This is a genomic window from Leuconostoc gelidum subsp. gelidum KCTC 3527 (assembly GCF_000166715.1).
GTDB classification, from domain to species: Bacteria; Bacillota; Bacilli; order Lactobacillales; family Lactobacillaceae; genus Leuconostoc; species Leuconostoc gelidum.
The window spans coordinates 1-18,802 of sequence record NZ_AEMI01000037.1; the positions used below are offsets into that span (position 1 = coordinate 1).

Here is an 18,802-nt window from a genome sequence, read left to right on the forward strand (position 1 = left end):
AGCTACTTTTAACCTATCATAATTAAAAGTTCCGAAAATCTCAGACAGATTTTCGGACTTTTTAATATGAATAGGTATTAACGATCAACCTTAACAGTCGTTTCCAATGTTGCGGCTACACGTTCTTGTACCAAAACATTATCAGCTGCTAATGCAGATTTTGCTTGGTCTGCTAACTTTGAAAATGTATCAAAATCAGTCACAGCAATATCAGCTAACATTTTACGATTCAATTCAACACCTGCAAGTGTCAAACCATGCATCAACTTAGAATATGACAAACCGTTCATACGGGCTGCTGCATTGATACGAGCAATCCATAACTTACGGAAGTTACGTTTTGTGTTCTTACGATCACGGTATGCATACAAATATGACTTCCATACTTGTTGCTTAGCAACCTTGAAATTAATACGACGTTGACCACGGTAACCCTTGGCTAACTTAACAATCTTCTTACGACGTGCGCGTGAAACTGTACCACCCTTAACTCGCATGGGTAATTCCTCCTAGAATTCTAAAAAATAAATTACTGGATTTTAAATCCAAAATATAGATAGATGAACTATCGCAACGCGAATTAGATGTTTGACAGCATCTTAGCGTATGTTTTAACAGTCGTTGAATCCATCATGCGTGTACCACGCAATTGGCGACGTTGCTTCTTTGTCTTACCATGGAAACGGTGTGAAGTATAAGCTGAGGCTGACTTCAAACCACCGTTGGCTGTCTTCTTAAAGCGCTTTGCTGATGCGCGGTGTGTTTTCATCTTTGGCATGTGACTAATTCTCCTACTGTGTGATTTTTTTGTTTAAGCATGCAATTAAGCAACTAAACCCTTCATTACTTGGCATCTCTAGGTGCCAAGACCAAAAACATCTGTCGGCCGTCCATCTTGGCACGTTGCTCAACCTTAGCAATGTCGTTAAGCTCTGCGGCCATACGGTCTAATACTTGACGTCCGATGTCTTGGTGCGTAATCATACGACCACGAAAGCGTAAATTCAGCTTAACCTTATTTCCTTGTCCAAGGAATTTGATAGCAGCTTTTTTACGCGTTTCGAAATCGCCCGAATCAATAACCGGCGACATGCGAACTTCTTTAACTTGAACGATTTTTTGGTTTTTACGCTGTTCTTTTTGTTTCTTTTGTGCTTCGAACTTCGCTTTTCCCCAATCCATGATTTTGGCAACTGGTGGCTCAGCGTTAGCTTGTACCAATACCAAATCTTGGTTTGAATCGTTTGCAATTTGTTGTGCATCTCGCGTAGACATTTCTGTTTGCTTACCCTCATGGATAAGTAGTACGCGCGATGCCCGAATATTATCGTTGATTAAATCAACTTGTCTTGGTTGACGTGCTATTGTCAGACACCTCCAAATTTATTTTGTGAATCAAGAAGAAAAGTGGATAAAGAACCTAATCTTTACCCACTTCAACACTTGCGATCCATCTCGGATAACTGTATCTGCCAAGCAACTTGGTCACTTGGCGAGAAGCGGGTGCTCCTACTTGTTCAACATATACTATTCTACCACATTACTTTTCTACTGACAAGTTTATGTTTATCAATCGCACGCCATAGTGGAAAATGACAAGTATTGCAAATTGTGCACCCGCAAACAGGATCACAAATGTTACCATGTGATAACCCACAGACGATACAATATTTTGAATGACATCACTAAAGTTAGTGAACATATCCCATGAATTTAATCGCAAATAGCGGCCAAGATAAATACCAATCGCTGATAATAGCGACACAAGTGCCGTAACAATAAAATAAATAATGTGAGCGTGATTTTTAAATAGGGCTTGTGCTATAATTTCTAAACTTAAGATACCTAAACCAACGCCTATAAAAATTCCTGTTGCTAATATAGCATAATTAAAGTATTGCGCCGCTTGATTCAAGTCTGTGCCAATGGCATTTAAATGTATAAAATCTGTCATCATATACATTGTATTTGGAAAAAAAAGTAACCATAATACAAGAAAAATAGATTTAACACTTTTAAAATGTGTCGTTGCCACAACTAATGCAAAATCAAAAGGCAATAATGATAAGAAAACATTCCAATTTAAAAATGTAAAATGGGTTGGTGCCACGTAAACAAACAAGAAAAACAAAAAAATCATGACATGAATAATTGTTATATTTAAACCTTTGTCGCGCATATACTATTCCCTTCTGCAATATTTCTAGTGTAGCATACCAAATAAAAACTGTTCAACATCTTCAATTGAACAGTTAATAGTTTTACCTGATGGCTTTTTTTGGTTGCCACCATGAAATCAGGCCAAATATAACTAACCAAATCGTTGAACCAATAGCTGGTATACGTGAATCTGGGTTGAAAAATAGCGTAATAAAGACAAAAATAAAAAATATGATTGCGAGTGGTACTAATGTTTTAGGTGCAATAACCAAAAAACCATCATGCATGTAATCATTTGATTTACGGTAGTTCATATACGCGATTAACGTTAAGACATAAATCATCAAAAACAAATCTGTTGAAGCACTCGTGACAAAACTAAATGCATTTGTAATCGCAGGTATAACAGAAATAACTGCCGAAAAGGCTATCATCAAAGATGTAAACAAAACCGCGTTGAGTGGTAATTGTGTTTTAGACATTTTTCTAAATGGCTGTAAGAAACGTGCTTTTGATTGGAATGATAAAGCATAAAAATTACGGCTCGCACTAAATAATACGGAATTCAGCGCCGATGCAGCACTTGTAAGAACAACAAAGTTAACTAATGCTGCCGCCCATTTAATCCCAACTAGCTCAAAAACCATCACAAAAGGGCTTTGATCAGCAGGAATTTTTTGCCAAGGATAGATCGTCATAATAATAAACAATGCCCCTAAGTAGAAAAATAATATCCGCCAAGGTATTTGATTAATCGCCTTAGGTAAAACTTCGCGTGGATTATCTGTTTCTGCTACGGTCATTCCTATAAATTCCATACCGACAAAGGCAAACATGACCATTTGGAAAGCATTAATAAAATTTCCAAAACCATTTGGAAAAAATGAAAAGTGGTGAAAAACATTACTAAATGACACATCCCCTACAGGTGTTTTGAACCCTGTTAATGCTAAAATAATACCCGTAGCAATTAAAGCTAAAATAGCGACAATTTTAATCATTGAGAACCAGAATTCCGTTTCGCCATATAATGCTACAGCGACTAAATTGACGCATGTTAGGATAATCAACATGCTAATTTGGATCAACCAACTTGGTAGTCCTGGTAACCAATATTGGACATATTTGGCCACTGCGGTTAATTCAGCCATACCCATGAATACAACCGTCAACCAATAGGACCATCGTGCAAAAAAACCTGCGCGATTGCCAACATACCTAGTAATAAACGTAATAAATGTATGCTGCTTTGGATCAGCATACAATAGTTCGCCAATAGCCCGCATCATAACAAACATGAATAATCCAACAATTAAGTATACCAATAAAATAATAGGTCCAGCATAATGAATTGAATTACCAGCACCCATAAAGAGTCCTGTTCCGATCGTGCCACCAATAGCAATTAATTGCACATGACGATTTTGTAATCCGCGTTTTGGCGGTTTATTACCATCTTCCGTTGTTTCTACCATAAAAATATTTATCCCCCTGTTTCAAACATATACAATCTGTATGTACAAAGTCGCTAACATATATTAGCGACTTCTATTAACTTTATTCATGTGTCTCTGTTGTACGTGAATAACGTGCAACATCTGCTAAAATAGCCATTTGAAAATCAATAAATGACATTGTTTGTGTCTTTTCTTCACCATACTTACGTACTGTCACTGTCTGAGCCTCAACTTCAGAATCACCTAATACTAGTGTGTATGGAATCTTGTTAGTTTGCGCTTCACGAATCAAGTAACCCAACTTAGCTTCCTTGGTTTCTACATTAGCCCGCAAGCCCGCAGACTGCAACTTTTTTTGGATACCATCGGCATACTCACCATGCGCACCAAGATTGACAGGAATGATTTGCACTTGCAATGGTGACAACCAGGTTGGAAAAGCACCTTTATACATTTCGATCAGATATGCCGTAAAACGTTCCATTGTGCCTACAATGCCACGATGTAGCATCACTGGCCGATGATTATCTTGCCCATCGGCACCAATATATGTCAAATCAAAACGTTCAGGCAACAAAAAGTCTAACTGAATTGTCGACATTGTTTCTTCATTACCCAAGGCTGTCTTCGTTTGCACATCCAGCTTTGGACCGTAGAAAGCAGCTTCACCCTCAGCTTCGTAATAATCTAATTTAAGATCATCCATTGCACGTTTGAGTTGTGCTTGTGACTTTTCCCACATTTCGTCATCATCAAAATACTTTTCAGTATTTTTAGGATCGCGGTATGATAATCGAAAGCGATAATCTGTGATGTTAAAATCACGATAAACGGCCATCATCATTGTCAAAATGGACTTAAATTCTTCTTCAATTTTTTCTGGATCAACGAATGTGTGGCCATCATTCAACGTCATTTCACGTACACGTGATAGACCAGTTAATGCGCCAGACTTCTCATAACGATGCATCATGCCAAGTTCAGCAATGCGAATTGGTAATTCACGGTACGAACGTGGCTTGTGCTTGAATACCATAATATGTGATGGGCAATTCATAGGACGCAGCTCTAAAAACTCACCATCTCCCATATCCATTGGCGGAAACATATCTTCACGGTAATGATCCCAATGTCCAGAAGTTTTATACAAATTTAAGTTTGATAATACAGGTGTATAGACATGTTGATAGCCATTGGCTAATTCTTTGTCAGTAATATAACGTTCAACTTGACGCCGAATCGTTGCCCCATTTGGTAGCCAGACTGGCAATCCAGAGCCAACTTCTTGACTTGTAAAAAACAAGTCTAAATCACGACCAATTGTGCGATGATCGCGTTCTTTAGCTTCTTCACGGCGTGTTACTTCAGCATCAACGTCTGCTTGCTTCCATTCCGAGATACCATATATGCGTTGCATCATTGGATTAGATGATTTACCACGCCAATAAGCACCAGCAACGGATGTTAATTTAAAATGTTTAATCCAACCAGTTGATGGGACTAAGCCACCTTTGTCCAATTCAATATGATCGCCTTGTATAGCAATTGTTAGAATTTCATCTTCGGGTAAATCCGTAATCAATGCCATTTTGTATGGATCTGTCGCAAACATTTCCAACGCTTCTGCACGTGTAATTTGACGTGATATTATTGGTAAATCTTCTTTAACAATTTTATGCATCATTGCTTCAATTTCAGAAAAATCTTCTACTGAAACCTGATTTCCTGCACCATTGTCTGTATCATAATAAAATCCATTATCGATGAAAGGTCCTACGCCAAAATGCATATTGGCAAACTTTGGCATCCGTTTCAAAGCTTGTGCCAAGAGATGTGATGTTGCATGACGTAATAAAGCTAGCGCTTCAGCATCATTTGTGGTAATTAACTGAAAATTACCAGATTCTGGGATAATATCATTCATACCAACATATGCATCGTTTAGTTTAGCTGATACTGATTTTTTAGCTAGAGATTTTGAGATACTCTGAGCAACCTCAATTGGTTTTGTTCCATCGGGAAAGACTTTCACTGCCCCATCTGGGAATGTAAGATTAAGTGCTGACATATTTATTATTCCTTTCAAATTTTGTAACAAGTTTTGAATTCAAGTTAACTATGTGATGATAAAAACAAAAACGTCCCTCTAAGTCAATAGACTTAAAGGGACGTTTCACCGTGGTACCACCCAAGTTTAACATGTTTAACCATGCTACTTAAATGACAGCTATCGGTGTCACCCGGATGTTTTTCATTACTTACTCAACCACCACTCAAAGGTAGTCTCTCACGCACAAATCACCCATTTTCACCAAACATGAGCTCTCTTTATCATATGTACACTTGAGTTGTCCTTATCAACGTTACTGAAAATAATTTTAACACTGTTTTTTCGTTTATGCAACAGTTACTTTGGCGCTACTGCTAGTAATAAAATCTCAAGCGCATCCTTGGCAAGATCATCATGATCTAAAATACCATTATCAAACGCCATTTTTAAAGCATTATATTGTTCCCGTGTCAGTGTCATAATTTTTTCCTCTTTAAAATTGATAATTTTATTATAACTGAACAATTAAAAATAACAAGTTCGCTTTTAAAACCAAGAACATGTCATTAAAGGCCTAAGTAATATTTTGAAAATAAAGCTGCAACTATTGCACCTACAAAAGGGGCAATGCCTGGAACAAGTAATCCATATTTAAAATCAGACGATGCGCGATTTTTCCAAGGTAAAATTGTATAGGCTAACCGTGGTCCCATATCTCTTGCTAAATTCATCGCAAATCCAGTCGTACCACCCATACCCATACCCACAGCCCATACTAAGAAACCAACTGATAACGGCACCATACCAGGTACGTTTCCAGCTCGAGCTGAGATAGCCATAATACTCGTTAAAAATACAAAGGTTGCAAACGCTTCAACAAAAAAGTTACGTGGTAAGTTACGAATTGCTGGTGCAGTTGAAAATATATTTCGTACGATAACGGGATCAATATCTTTTTCTGATAGTTTAAACTGATCAGCATACATTACGTAAACAATCAAAGAGCCCACGATACCACCAAGTACTTCAACAACACTGACTGTTAGAAAATATATCAGATCAATTTTTCCAAGTACAAGCTGTGCCATAGCCATAGCTGGGTTGATAAAAACATCGCCAAAGACAAACAACACAATAGAGATACCAAATCCCCAGGTTGTAATGGCAAAAATATGACCCGAACCGTGAAATTTCGTTCGGTTCAAAACCTCATCAGCGTGAACGCCAACGCCAAAAATAATCATTAGAGCAGTGCCCATAAATTCGGCCAACAACTGGTGTATCATTTGTAATCTCCTAAGCGGTCGCAAATCTATCAAGTAGTCGCGGTTTTTTACATTTAATTTCCAGTCTTTATAGTAAGGCCATAAACGGGTGGTGTAAAGCTCTTTTTTCATTTTGTCAACAAATCGTCATATTCGTGCATTATTTCACGAAAACAATGGGTGCAATTATCTGTAAAGTCTTTATAATTATAACTATAAAATATAAATGGAGGAAATATGTCTATTATACGCATAATTTGAAGGTATACTAGCATAACTCATATTAATCATGGATGCACACGTCGTATATGCAACAATCACCGGTAATAATGAAGATGTTGCCGATATTATCGTTTCAGCTTTCAAAACTGCTGGCATCAACGTAAAAAAAACAGAAATATCACAAACTGAAGTTGATGAACTCGAGCACACGAATATTGCTGTTATCGTACCTTATACGTACGACAATGGTTCTTTGCCTGACGAGGGTCTTGATTTTTTTGATGACTTAGCTCAGGCAGATTTAAGTGGTGTCGTTTACGGCGTTGCTGGATCAGGTGATATATATTATATGTCTGATTTTGGACTAGCAGTACCAAAATTTGAAGTACAATTTGCCAAAACACATGGTATTAAGGGGGCAGATGGCATTAAAATAAATCTCAGACCAGACGATGAAGATACAGTCACATTAAACGCATTTGTAACAAAATTAATTCAAAAAGCTCAAAATTAATTCAAAAAAACACATCTCATGAACAAAATGTTTGTCAATAGACAGTCATTCAGGGATGTGTTTTTGTATAAATCAATTTATTAGTCAGCTGTTGTATATACAGCTAAGACATCTTCATTTTCTTCTAATTCATCTATTAATTGCTCTAACTTTTCACGATCTTCATCAGAAATAATCATGGGATTTTGAGCAATCATAGTCACTTCAGCTTCATCAAAAACATAGCCTGCTTCACCCAAAGTACCTTCAATAGTTTGAAAGTCATTTGGTGCCGTATAAATTTCAAAAACTGCATCTTGCGTTTGCACATCTTCAGCACCCGCTTCCAGTGCGGATTCTAGAACAGTGTCCTCATCTAATTCAGGAAACATTTCTCGATCAATAGCCAAATAACCTTTACGATCAAACTGAAAAGCGACTGAACCCGAAGTTCCTAAAGCACCACCAAAGTGTTTAAACGAATTGCGAATACTTGATACCGTCCGATTAATATTATCCGTTGATGTTTCAACTAACACGGCAACACCAGCCGTACCGTAGCCTTCGTAAGTTACTTCTTCAAATTTTTGACCACCAGCACCTGAAGCTTTATCCAACGCACGCTGAATATTATCTTTTGGCATATTAGCTGACTTAGCTTTTTCAACAACCAGCCGTAGTGATGCATTCATATCTGTATCTGCACCACCAGCCTTAGCTGCAACGTACAAATCATGTGCTAACTTTTGAAAAATTTTACCACGCTTAGCATCTTGGGCGTTTTTACGGCCTTGTATGTTATGCCATTTACTATGTCCTGACATTTTAACATCTCCTTGAAATTATTACTGTGCCTTTAATTCTATCAAAAAAACGCTTACCTTACCAGTTTTTAAAGTAGTAAGTCACGTTTTTATGCACTCATGGTATTAATATTTTTTAATAAGTATTGCCACCCAATAATTCTAAGTAAAGCATCGCTGAACTGGCAATCAAAGCTGCCAATATATCATCTAAATAAACATTAATACTATCGGTTTTATCATTAATAATACCAATCAAACCTGGCTTGAGATCATCTAGTAAACCATAGTGGACTGTTGCAGCTGCTGAGAACTGTTGTGTAATTGCAATTGCCAATATTTCATCAACATTGTGCCCGTTCGCGTCGCGCTGTAAACGTGCTTTGAGTGGCTGCGTGTCAGGCATGTTTTCTGCTTGTTCATCTAAATACAACGCCGTTAATATAATATCTGCCACTTCATCTTTGTGTAATACACGTGAAATAGCTGTATTTAATAGCGTCTCATCAACGGCATCATGATATTTTTCTATTAAAAAAGTACGTGCGCCTTCAGCTATATCGTTGATACTAACACCACGTTGAGATAATTTTGTAATCCCTGATTCCTGTAAATCTTTCATTTATGATTACCCTCCTTAGTAGTTTTCATTGACGTAGCGACGAGTCAAAATAACATGCGGAATTTCGTCTAATGCCGTTTTAACATATTCTTGCTGGGCATCACTAAAGTTATTTATCGCTACTAACGTATACGCGTATGCACCTACTGCGCGATTACTCAATTGCTCAATATTAATATCATTATCACCAAAAAACTTTGAAATTTGACTAATCATATTTGGGACATTCTCATGAATAATACCAACACGGTATTTTGTTGTAAATGGTTCATCGATGTCTGGGTAATTGACTGAATTGATAATATTACCAGTTGTCAAATACTCGTCTAACTGGCGTGCCGCCATTAAGGCACTTGTATCTTCTGCTTCAACCGTTGAACCACCAATATGTGGTGTGATGATGACTTTTGGATGATCAAATAATGCTTCATCAGCAAAATCTGTGATATAGACCCGTAGTTTATCATTATCTAACGCTGCTTTTGCTGCCAAGTCATTAACAATGCCATTGCGCGAAAAATTTAATAAGGCAGCTGTTGGTTTCATAAGTGCAATACTATCACTATCAATAAAAAACTTATTTTTATCAGTTAACGGAATATGCACTGTTATATAATCAGCTTTTTGTAAGACCTCTTGCACATTTTTAGCGTGCAAAATGTGCCGATCAATTCGCCAGGCTGTGTTAGCATTTAGCCCAGGGTCATAGCCAATAACATCCATATCTAGTGCTAAAGCAGTATTAGCTACCTTTGAACCGACATTTCCTAAACCAATAACCCCTAGCGTTTTCCCAGCTAACTCAGTGCCACGATAGCCACCCTTGCTCACCTCTGTACGTAAAGATACGTCACCACCACGTGTTTCATTAGCAAAGCCAATTGCCCCAATAACCGGCCGTGCCGCTAAAATTAATGATGCTAGTGTTAACTCTTTAACCGCGTTTGCATTGCCGCCAGGTGTGTTAAACACAACCACGCCGCGCTTTGATAAGTCATCTACTGGAATATTATTGAATCCAGCACCTGCTCGTACAACGGCTCGTACACTGGCGGCAATTTCTTCATTATGCAGATTTTGAGATCTCAAAAGTATCCCTTTTGGATTATCATTTGTATTAATCTCATAATCATGTTGCTTTAAATAATCTAATCCTATGGTACTAATCGCATTATAAGTTTTGATCGTTGTCATGCTTGTTGTTCTACTTTCTGCAAAAATGCAATCAACGCATCTACAGCCGACATCGGTTGTGCGTTATATAATGATGCTCTAAAACCACCGACTGAACGATGCCCGCTAAGATTAAACAAACCTTCTTCAGTCGCTTGCTTAGCAATAACCTTATCTTTTTCAAGATCACCTGTCGTAAAAACAATATTTGTCAGAGAACGCGCACTCGCTTCCACTGGTGCAGTATAGAATTCTGACTGATCAAGATAAGCATAAAGACGTTTTGATTTTTCCAAATTGCGACGATACATTTCAGTCACGCCACCTTGTTGTATGACCCAATCGAGCACCAAATTTAAAGCGTATATTGCAAAAACAGGTGATGTATTATACATTGACTGTTTATCAATATGATTTTGATAACGCATCATCGGACCAACCCCAGTGACATCTTGTTCTGCCAACCAAGATTTTTTAATGATTGCGACAGTGACGCCTGCTGGGCCCAGATTTTTTTGACCGCCAGCAAAAATTGCATCAAAATCTGATATATTATATGGTTCTGCTAATATATTTGAACTCATATCAGCAACGAGACGTCCAGTTGTTTTGGGTAAATTATTTTGGTGGAAAGTTACGCCCTCAATCGTATTGTTGGTCACAATATGTAAATAATCGTAAGTCATTGGATCAAAATCATCAGGTAAAGGTGGCAGCTTTTGATAATGTATGTTTTTTGTACTATTTAATGTTGTTACTTTATTACCAAGCTCTCTAGCTGCTTCCGCAGCTTTTTGAGCAAAGTTACCTGAATCTAGTAAGGCAATTTCATGGTGATTTGTTGCGAAATTTAATGGGATCATTTCAAATTGAGTGGACCCGCCACCTTGTAAAAAGACAACAGCATACTCATCCGAAATATGCATTAATTGACGCAATTTATTTTCAGCATCAGTCACAATTGTTTGAAATTGTTTGGAACGATGAGATATTTCAATAATACTCATATGGGTCTGTTCGTTTTTTTCAAACTCCTGTTTAATTTGTGTTATGACCTCTTCTGGCATAACACCTGGTCCAGCAGAAAAATTATAAGTTGTCATCATGATTTTGTGCGTTTGCACACCCTCCATTTTGTGTTCAACAACAAGATACTCATGTATATTTTACGAATACCTCTAATTTGATAAACGTAATTTTTGGTATATAAGCTAACAAATACAGTTTAAAAAGTCTAAAAATACTCAAAAAACTTAACATTAGTCTTTTTAATCCCATTATTTTATATATTACTATATTGGCATTGAAAGTCAATCTTTTATTTTACAAAAAAATCTAGTATAATAAAGCGTATATTGCCGCTGTGGCGGAACTGGCAGACGCGTACCGTTCAGGTCGATATGAGAGCAATCTCGTGCAGGTTCGATTCCTGTCAGCGGCATATTTGCTGTTTTATCAACGTTGTTGGTAGGACAGCTTTTTTGTTTGTAAACGTTGGTGTATCAACGTTAGCAGCTTATTTCGTAAGCTGTTTGAAAGCATTGAAAGTGGGTTGTTTTTTATTTAGTGCTACAAAGGGGCTACAAAACTAACTACCACAGCGTAAATAGTTAATTGTTTTTTGTAAGAATTTATAAAAAAGTGTATCATTTTCTTAACGTGCTGATATTGTTACATAGTCGTCATATAAATGCGTTATATTAAATTTAAATAATAACGACATGGGGAGGTCCATCATATGCGGCGTTCTAAACCTCAACTTCACATTAAATGGTGGCGCATGATTAGTTGGCTCTATTTAATTAGTTTATTACTTTATGGTATTTATACGATTACAACCAATTTACGTCATTGGTAAATTCATAATTCTGTATATACAATATTTTTTTCAGACTTGGCACAATGTAGCGTATAATAAAACATTATGAATAACTCAAATAGCCGTATGAGCCCGTCCGAAATCAAAGAACAGCTTTCAAAATCAAATTCCACTATCGGTGAAATGATCCGTTTTGTTTTTGGATCTGTTTTAAAGCGCCGTGGCCTTGTCCTATTAAATGTCTTTTTACTGACTATTATGGCAGGGTTGAATTTTATGGTGCCACAATTCACAAAAAACATTATTGACCATGCGTTACCTCAAAATAATCAATATGCACTATACAGTAACATTGTTTGGTTACTCATAACTACTCTGATTCTTGGCACAATCACATTTTTTTCTACCTATATGATGCAAATTTTATCACAACGCGCCATTACGGATTTACGTATTGAAACGTATAATTACATACTTAAACAAGATTATGCTTTTTTTCAAGATACGAAAACCGGTGATTTAATGGTTCGATTAACCAGTGATATCAGTAATCTTCAAATGTTAATTAGTTCCAATACATTTAGTATTATTGGTAATATTTTCACCTTTATTGGTGTTTTAACTTTCTTATTTTTTCAGAACTGGCACTTAGCCTTGCTTGTCTCAATAACGTTCCCAATTTTATTTGTCACTATTCGATTTTTCCGTAGCCGTATTCGTGAATCTTATTCAAATGTACGTTATGCACAAAGTAAAATCAATAATCAGCTACAAGCGACGCTTACAGAAATTGAATTAATCAAATCCTATACATCAGAAAATTCAGAAACAGACAAATTTAAAGCCATTGCTAACGAATCAAACAATTATTCCTTAACAGCTACCAAATGGCAAGCCATTTTCCAACCTTTAATCACACTAATTAACACAGCTGGTACAGCAATTGTGTTATTATTTGGTTCATTATTTGTTATGCGTGGTACCATGACTATCGGTGATTTAGTCGCCTATACTGCTTATGTCGCTATGCTACAAGATCCCATTCGATCATTTTCTATGTTAATGAACGTTTTTCAAACCGCACAAGTCTCATACGATCGTATTAAAAATATTTTAAGTTACTATCCAAGCATTCTTGAAATACAAGACCCGGTAATTTTTCCTAATCCTTTAAAAACAGGTATCAGCTTACAACAGGTGACATTTGAATACGATGTGGAAACTAAACCTGCTTTAAATCATGTTTCTTTAACCATACCAAGTGGTAAAACAACAGCCTTAGTTGGTCGTTCCGGTTCAGGCAAATCAACTATTACTAAACTACTCACTCGTATGTATGATCGTTCAGCCGGTAACATTACATTTGACGGTATAGATATTAAGGATTTCAATCTATCCAACTTACGTCAAAATATTGCCGTAGTTAGTCAAGACGTTACAATTGTTGACGGCACTATAGCTGATAACATTACATATGGTACCGAAAATGTTACCCAAAATCACATTTGGCAAGCAGCGCAACAGGCTGATATTGCTGATTTTATCAGACAATTACCACATCAATTAAATACCGAGGTTGGTGAACGCGGTGTCAAACTATCTGGCGGACAAAAACAGCGTCTATCTATTGCACGCGCCCTATTAAAAAATGCGCCTATCGTGATTCTAGACGAAGCCACTGCTGCATTAGATAATGAATCTGAAAAAGCAATTCAACATGCATTAGATAATTTAATGGTCGCAAAAACTGCAGTTGTGATTGCACATCGCCTGAGTACAATCCACAAAGCAGATCAAATTATTGTAATGAATGCGGGGCAAGTCGCAGAAATAGGCACACACCAAAGCCTTCTGGCTGATAATGGTATTTATAGGCATCTATATGATGCACAATTTGAATGAAAAATGACAAAAAAAGAACTTTTTAACTTAATGGCAACATACAACTCACGGATGGCTTCACTTAAATTTTATGATATGGCTGACCGATATATATTAACAATTGGTGATCATCACTTTGATTTAAATGACCATACTGCTGAAAACCTAATAGCTGATTTGAAAGACAACACTTTTGCAACTATTACCGATCATAACCGACATAAGTCTGCTAAAATAACAAAATAAGAAGCAGTATACAACATATATTGTATACTGCTTCTTATTTTGTTAGACTGTCATAAGTTTATTTATGATAATGCTTGCGCCGCAGTAATAATGGCTACTTTATAAACATCTTCTTCATTAGCACCACGTGATAAATCAGATACGGGCTTAGCTAACCCTTGCAAAATAGGCCCAATTGCCTCATACCCACCTAAGCGCTGAGCGATTTTATAACCAATATTACCTGATTCTAAACTTGGAAAAATAAATGTATTAGCATGCCCTGCAACATTTGATTCTGGTGCTTTGGCAATGCCGACACTTGGAACGAATGCAGCATCAAATTGTAATTCACCGTCAATTTGATTGGCTAATTCTGGTGCCATTTCTTTAGCTAATTTAGTTGCTTCAACTACCTTATCAACCAATGGTGATTTGGCTGAACCCTTAGTTGAAAATGATAGCATAGCAACTTTGGGTTCAATATCAAATACCTTAGCCGTTTGTGCTGATTGAATCGCAATTTCCGCCATTGCTGATGCATCAACATTAATATTGATTGCAGCATCCGAAAAAACATACCGTTCATCACCTTTTTGCATGATAAAAGCACCTGAAATACGTGATGAGCCTGGTGCTGTCTTGATGATTTGCAATGCTGGTCTGACCGTATCACCAGTCGGATGTGTTGCCCCTGAAACCATGCCATCCGCTTTACCAGTATACACCAACATTGTGCCAAAATAATTGACATCTTGCAACCATTTTTCGGCTGTTTCAGCATCAGTCTTGCCTTTACGTCGTTCTACTAATGATGCATTTAATTTTGCTAAAGCATTCACATCATAGTTTAATGGATCAATCACTGATACGTTCGACAAATCATAATGATATTCAGTGGCAGTGGCATTTATGGCATTTTCATTTCCCAACAAAATTGGCTTAATTAAACCTTCATTAGCTAGTCTGACAGCCGCACCTTGAATGCGCGCATCTTCACCTTCAGGGAAAACGATCACTTTATTTTGTCCACTTATTTTTTGCTTTAATTGTTCAAATAATTCAACCAAGATACTTCCTCCAACGTTTTTAACAAACATTTTTTAATTTAATTTACAAGTTCATTGTAACAGAACAATTAGTATTTGTCTGTGGTTTCATCATTTTTTGTGATTTATTTCACTCAATTTAACCAATCAACGGGCGCTCGCCCATTTGTCTTTAAAAAGGCATTCGCTTGCGAGAAAGGTTGGCTACCAAAAAAACCACGATATGCTGATAAGGGACTGGGATGCACTGCCATCAGAACTAAATGTTTTGATTCATCAATCAACCGTCGCTTCGACTGTGCATATTTCCCCCACAGAATAAACACTTTCGGTGCATTATCCTCAGATGCAATTTGAATAATAGCATCAGTTAATGGTTCCCAGACCTGTCCAGCGTGCGCATTTGCACGCCCTTTTGGCACAGTTAGAACAGCGTTTAGTAGAAGTACCCCTTGTGTTGTCCATGAAGTTAAATCATGAGATCGACGTTCACCAATGTCTGTAGCCAATTCCTTTAAAATATTACGTAACGATGGTGGTGCCAATATATCGTCAGGAACCGAAAAACTTAAACCTTGTGCTTGATCAACTTCATGATAAGGATCTTGTCCCATGATAATCACTTTAGTGTTTGTTAATGGCGTCGCAACTAGCGCCGAAAATACCTGATCACGTGGTGGAAAAATGGTATCAGTTTGATAGATAGTATCCAAAAAGTACTGAATATCTTTGATTTGACCATTTGTTAGCTTTTCTTTAACATATGGGGCCCAGGTTGTATGCGATAGTGGCATATTTAATCTTCTTTCGTGGTAAAATTAGTGTCAAGAGGCGATTATGACAAAATACTATCTCCGACAAAGACACAGCATAGACGACGGCGTAAACATCGTGTTTGACGAAAATTTTCAAGCGAGCTATTTAGTATCTGGTCGAACAGGTAAAAAGCACGACGAATTACAAGTTCAAGATATGTCCGGTAACGTGCTTGTCCGTATAGAGCAGACATCATTTGGTATATTACCACGTTTTTCGTTAAAATACCGTGGTCATATCGTTGGCTCAATTAGTTTTACACTAGGCCATTTAGGTGACATTGTCTACATTCGTCATCTCGGCTGGTTAATATCGGGTAATTTTATTGCTGGTCGCTACATCACCACTCATAATACCAAAAAATTACTCAGTGTCAAGCCCGAGTTACGCCAAGATGGTATTTATACTCAACTTAAAATCACATTTGATTCTCAAACACCCGTCCACATTGCTATTGCTGCTTTACTAGACATTTGGGGGACAAAATCTAATCCATTAACAAAACTAAAATGGCTTCCTGGACAAAATGATCCGTATGAGTTGACGTCATAACCATCATTTCCATATTGTAACAAGTTGTTAAACTATTTTGCTTTACAGCATCTAAAACCTGTTTAACTTGAATCTTAGAAAACCCAACCTATCAATTATTTATTCTAATAGCAATTGATTTTTAGCTGTCTGCTACCAAAAGATACTGTCACATCATCACTATTACAGTGATGATTTTTTAATTGCTAATTATGCATGATCAATAATTCCATCTTCAACAAAACATTTGGTTTTGATTTCTTGATTAATAATAGGTAACATGTTTTTCAGTACGCTTGGTTGGTTCATAGCATATAAATGAATACCGTCTACGCCATGATTTAATAAATCTTGAATTTGTTCGAGCGCATAATCAATGCCTGCTTTTTTTAAATCTTCCGGATTATCTTCATATTTATGAACAATTTTAACCAACCGTGCCGGCAATGGTGACCCAATCATATGTGCCATACGTTCAGCCTGTGCTTTACTAATGATTGGCAGCACACCAGCAGACACTGGTACTTTAATATAATTATTTTTTAATGCTTCTTGCATATTATAGTAGACATCATTTTCAAAGAAAAATTGAGACATCAAAAAATCAGCCCCACTCGCAATTTTTTCTTTAATGCCAGCCATACTAATACCGGTAATTGGATTATCAATATGACCTTCTGGGTAAATTGCTGCCCCGACATTAAAACCACTAAATTGTTTAATACCATAAATTAAGTCTTTAGCATAGGGATAATTGACATTAACATAAGTTTTATCTGCTAAATCACCACGTAAAGCAAGTATGTTTTCAATGCCTGCTTGTTCAATTTTTGAAAGAATATCTCGCAACCTTTCTGGTGTTTGATTCACACCAGTTAAATGATGCAGTGCAGTAACACCGAAATGCATTTGAATATATTGTGCTAGATCTCGTGTCCTTGTATTATCACCTGATCCACCGGCACCATATGTCACACTGATATAGTCAACGCCTAATTTTTTTGGGTTAACTTCATCCAATGTTTGATAAAGTAATTCAATGTCGGTCTCTTTTTTTGGTGGAAAAATTTCAAATGACAATACTGGTGCTGACTTCGTATGATATATTTTAGATATTTTAGTCATATTCTCGTCCTTATTATTATTGTTTTCAAACTGTCAAATTAGAACATAATACCGTCTTCTGTGCCACAATTTTTCAAGAGCATATTTATTGTAATTTTATCACTATATACATAATATATTTTTAAATCAATTATCATCATCGCCTCTCTTGACTTCAAAGTAATTTATGTTTGAATTACTATACAAATGATTGTTTCGTGTTTATAATGGCCAGAGCTATTTCATTAATATCATCAGGACTTGTTCTGCAGCAACCGCCAATTAAACTAGCTCCGGCAGCTAGCCATATTGGTACTAATTCATCCCATTTAATTGGTCCATGTTGACTAACCCAACGTTTAGTTTCTGGATCATAATCATCGCCAGCATTAGGATAAACAATTATTTTCTTACTCGTATTTGGTGTGATGTTTTTTAAAGCTGGTAAAATATTTTGAGGCGATGTGCAGTTGACACCAATAGCTTTAATTTGGCTGATTGATTCAAAATAAGTAACCGCTTCTGATAGTGGCGTGCCGTCCCACAAATGATCGCCATTTTCTGTGGCAAACGATAGATACGCATCAACAGACGGAAACTCTTGTTGTAGTAAGTGGCCTAAGGCCTTAGTTTCTTCAAAATTTGGCATCGTCTCCAAGGCAAATACATCTACACCATCAGCAATTAAACGAGCAATACGGGGCCGATGAAATGCTTGGAATTCAGATTCTGATAAATAATAATTACCGGTGTACTCAGCACCATTTGCCAGATAAGCACCATAAGGTCCAACGGATCCAGCGATTAAACCATCACTTCGATTAGAATTTTCAAGGCCATGCCTAGCTAAATTGACAGCTGAATCTATGAGTTCATATGCTTTTGTTTCACTTAATCCCTGATCCGTAAAAGATTTTATATGCGCCTGATAGGTATCAGTAATCGCTAACGAAGCCCCTGCATTAAAATAGTTTTTATGAATATCACAGATATCTTCTGGCGATTGAATCAATGCCGAGGCTGACCACCAACTATTATTCACATCGATCTGTCGTTTTTCAAGTTCACTACCCATACCACCATCTATTACAACTACTCCTGATTCAATATATGATTCAAACTTTGTCATGCC

20 protein-coding genes and 1 tRNA gene are annotated in these 18,802 nt (G+C 36.8%); 5 read left to right on the plus strand and 16 right to left on the minus strand.

Annotation, left to right across the window (positions count from 1 at the left end; translation table 11 throughout):
* Positions 1-77 precede the first annotated feature (77 nt).
* From rplT to larD, 8 genes are all read right to left on the minus strand, one after another.
* Positions 78-497, minus strand: a complete 420-nt coding sequence (rplT, locus tag EUI_RS0108900; RefSeq protein WP_010385428.1) for a 50S ribosomal protein L20 — start codon at positions 495-497, stop codon at positions 78-80.
* Between the two features lie 83 nt (positions 498-580).
* Entirely contained in the window at positions 581-778 is a 198-nt protein-coding gene (gene rpmI / locus EUI_RS0108905; RefSeq protein WP_004900365.1) for a 50S ribosomal protein L35, read from the minus strand.
* 65 nt (positions 779-843) lie between these two features.
* Complete coding sequence (gene infC, locus EUI_RS0108910) at positions 844-1,383, minus strand: translation initiation factor IF-3 (protein WP_049777074.1); 540 nt, start codon at positions 1,381-1,383, stop codon at positions 844-846.
* Positions 1,384-1,540: 157 nt separating this feature from the next.
* Positions 1,541-2,179 (minus strand): DUF1361 domain-containing protein, encoded by a 639-nt coding sequence (locus EUI_RS0108915; protein WP_010687831.1) that lies wholly within the window; start codon positions 2,177-2,179, stop codon positions 1,541-1,543.
* An 82-nt stretch (positions 2,180-2,261) separates the two neighbouring features.
* Positions 2,262-3,635: an amino acid permease gene (locus EUI_RS0108920; protein ID WP_010687832.1), complete on the minus strand. Its 1,374-nt coding sequence runs from the start codon at positions 3,633-3,635 to the stop codon at positions 2,262-2,264.
* 82 nt (positions 3,636-3,717) lie between these two features.
* Positions 3,718-5,685, minus strand: coding sequence for a threonine--tRNA ligase (gene thrS, locus EUI_RS0108925; RefSeq protein WP_010687833.1), 1,968 nt, complete (start codon positions 5,683-5,685; stop codon positions 3,718-3,720).
* Between the two features lie 339 nt (positions 5,686-6,024).
* Entirely contained in the window at positions 6,025-6,147 is a 123-nt protein-coding gene (locus EUI_RS10915; protein ID WP_010687834.1) for a hypothetical protein, read from the minus strand.
* Between the two features lie 86 nt (positions 6,148-6,233).
* Positions 6,234-6,953 carry a D/L-lactic acid transporter LarD gene (gene larD / locus EUI_RS0108935; protein ID WP_010687835.1) on the minus strand — a complete coding sequence of 240 codons (720 nt, stop codon included), beginning with the start codon at positions 6,951-6,953 and terminating at the stop codon, positions 6,234-6,236.
* Between the two features lie 268 nt (positions 6,954-7,221).
* Between larD and EUI_RS0108940 the strand changes: the two genes are divergently transcribed.
* The gene (locus tag EUI_RS0108940) at positions 7,222-7,668 is read left to right on the plus strand and encodes a flavodoxin domain-containing protein (protein WP_010687836.1); all 447 of its coding nucleotides are present in this window, start codon (positions 7,222-7,224) and stop codon (positions 7,666-7,668) included.
* Positions 7,669-7,748: 80 nt separating this feature from the next.
* On the opposite strand, the gene EUI_RS0108945 is transcribed toward EUI_RS0108940, so the two are convergent.
* From EUI_RS0108945 to serC, 4 genes are all read right to left on the minus strand, one after another.
* Positions 7,749-8,471 carry a YebC/PmpR family DNA-binding transcriptional regulator gene (locus tag EUI_RS0108945; protein ID WP_010687837.1) on the minus strand — a complete coding sequence of 241 codons (723 nt, stop codon included), beginning with the start codon at positions 8,469-8,471 and terminating at the stop codon, positions 7,749-7,751.
* 115 nt (positions 8,472-8,586) lie between these two features.
* Entirely contained in the window at positions 8,587-9,072 is a 486-nt protein-coding gene (locus tag EUI_RS0108950; RefSeq protein WP_010687838.1) for a phosphatidylglycerophosphatase A family protein, read from the minus strand.
* 15 nt (positions 9,073-9,087) lie between these two features.
* Positions 9,088-10,266: a 3-phosphoglycerate dehydrogenase family protein gene (locus EUI_RS0108955; protein WP_010687839.1), complete on the minus strand. Its 1,179-nt coding sequence runs from the start codon at positions 10,264-10,266 to the stop codon at positions 9,088-9,090.
* Positions 10,263-11,348, minus strand: coding sequence for a 3-phosphoserine/phosphohydroxythreonine transaminase (serC, locus tag EUI_RS0108960; protein WP_187286552.1), 1,086 nt, complete (start codon positions 11,346-11,348; stop codon positions 10,263-10,265). Before serC ends, EUI_RS0108955 begins: the two co-directional genes overlap by 4 nt.
* A gap of 254 nt (positions 11,349-11,602) precedes the next feature.
* Here serC and EUI_RS0108965 point away from each other — a divergent pair.
* The 3 genes from EUI_RS0108965 (at position 11,603) to EUI_RS0108980 (ending at position 14,191) form a co-directional block, all read left to right on the plus strand.
* Positions 11,603-11,686, plus strand: a tRNA-Leu gene (locus tag EUI_RS0108965).
* 483 nt (positions 11,687-12,169) lie between these two features.
* Positions 12,170-13,966: an ABC transporter ATP-binding protein gene (locus EUI_RS0108975; RefSeq protein ID WP_010687842.1), complete on the plus strand. Its 1,797-nt coding sequence runs from the start codon at positions 12,170-12,172 to the stop codon at positions 13,964-13,966.
* A 3-nt stretch (positions 13,967-13,969) separates the two neighbouring features.
* Positions 13,970-14,191, plus strand: coding sequence for a hypothetical protein (locus EUI_RS0108980; protein WP_010687843.1), 222 nt, complete (start codon positions 13,970-13,972; stop codon positions 14,189-14,191).
* Between the two features lie 62 nt (positions 14,192-14,253).
* On the opposite strand, the gene pta is transcribed toward EUI_RS0108980, so the two are convergent.
* Positions 14,254-15,270: a phosphate acetyltransferase gene (pta, locus tag EUI_RS0108985; RefSeq protein WP_331333962.1), complete on the minus strand. Its 1,017-nt coding sequence runs from the start codon at positions 15,268-15,270 to the stop codon at positions 14,254-14,256.
* Between the two features lie 83 nt (positions 15,271-15,353).
* Complete coding sequence (locus EUI_RS0108990) at positions 15,354-16,013, minus strand: uracil-DNA glycosylase (RefSeq protein ID WP_010687845.1); 660 nt, start codon at positions 16,011-16,013, stop codon at positions 15,354-15,356.
* Between the two features lie 43 nt (positions 16,014-16,056).
* Here EUI_RS0108990 and EUI_RS0108995 point away from each other — a divergent pair, with 43 nt between their 5' ends.
* Positions 16,057-16,587, plus strand: coding sequence for an LURP-one-related/scramblase family protein (locus tag EUI_RS0108995; protein WP_010687846.1), 531 nt, complete (start codon positions 16,057-16,059; stop codon positions 16,585-16,587).
* Positions 16,588-16,776: 189 nt separating this feature from the next.
* Here EUI_RS0108995 and EUI_RS0109000 read toward each other — a convergent pair whose 3' ends face one another.
* Together EUI_RS0109000 and mmuM are read right to left on the minus strand one after the other, a co-directional pair.
* Positions 16,777-17,691, minus strand: a complete 915-nt coding sequence (locus EUI_RS0109000) for a methylenetetrahydrofolate reductase (protein WP_010687847.1) — start codon at positions 17,689-17,691, stop codon at positions 16,777-16,779.
* A gap of 178 nt (positions 17,692-17,869) precedes the next feature.
* Positions 17,870-18,799: a homocysteine S-methyltransferase gene (mmuM, locus tag EUI_RS0109005; RefSeq protein WP_010687848.1), complete on the minus strand. Its 930-nt coding sequence runs from the start codon at positions 18,797-18,799 to the stop codon at positions 17,870-17,872.
* Positions 18,800-18,802: the final 3 nt, after the last annotated feature.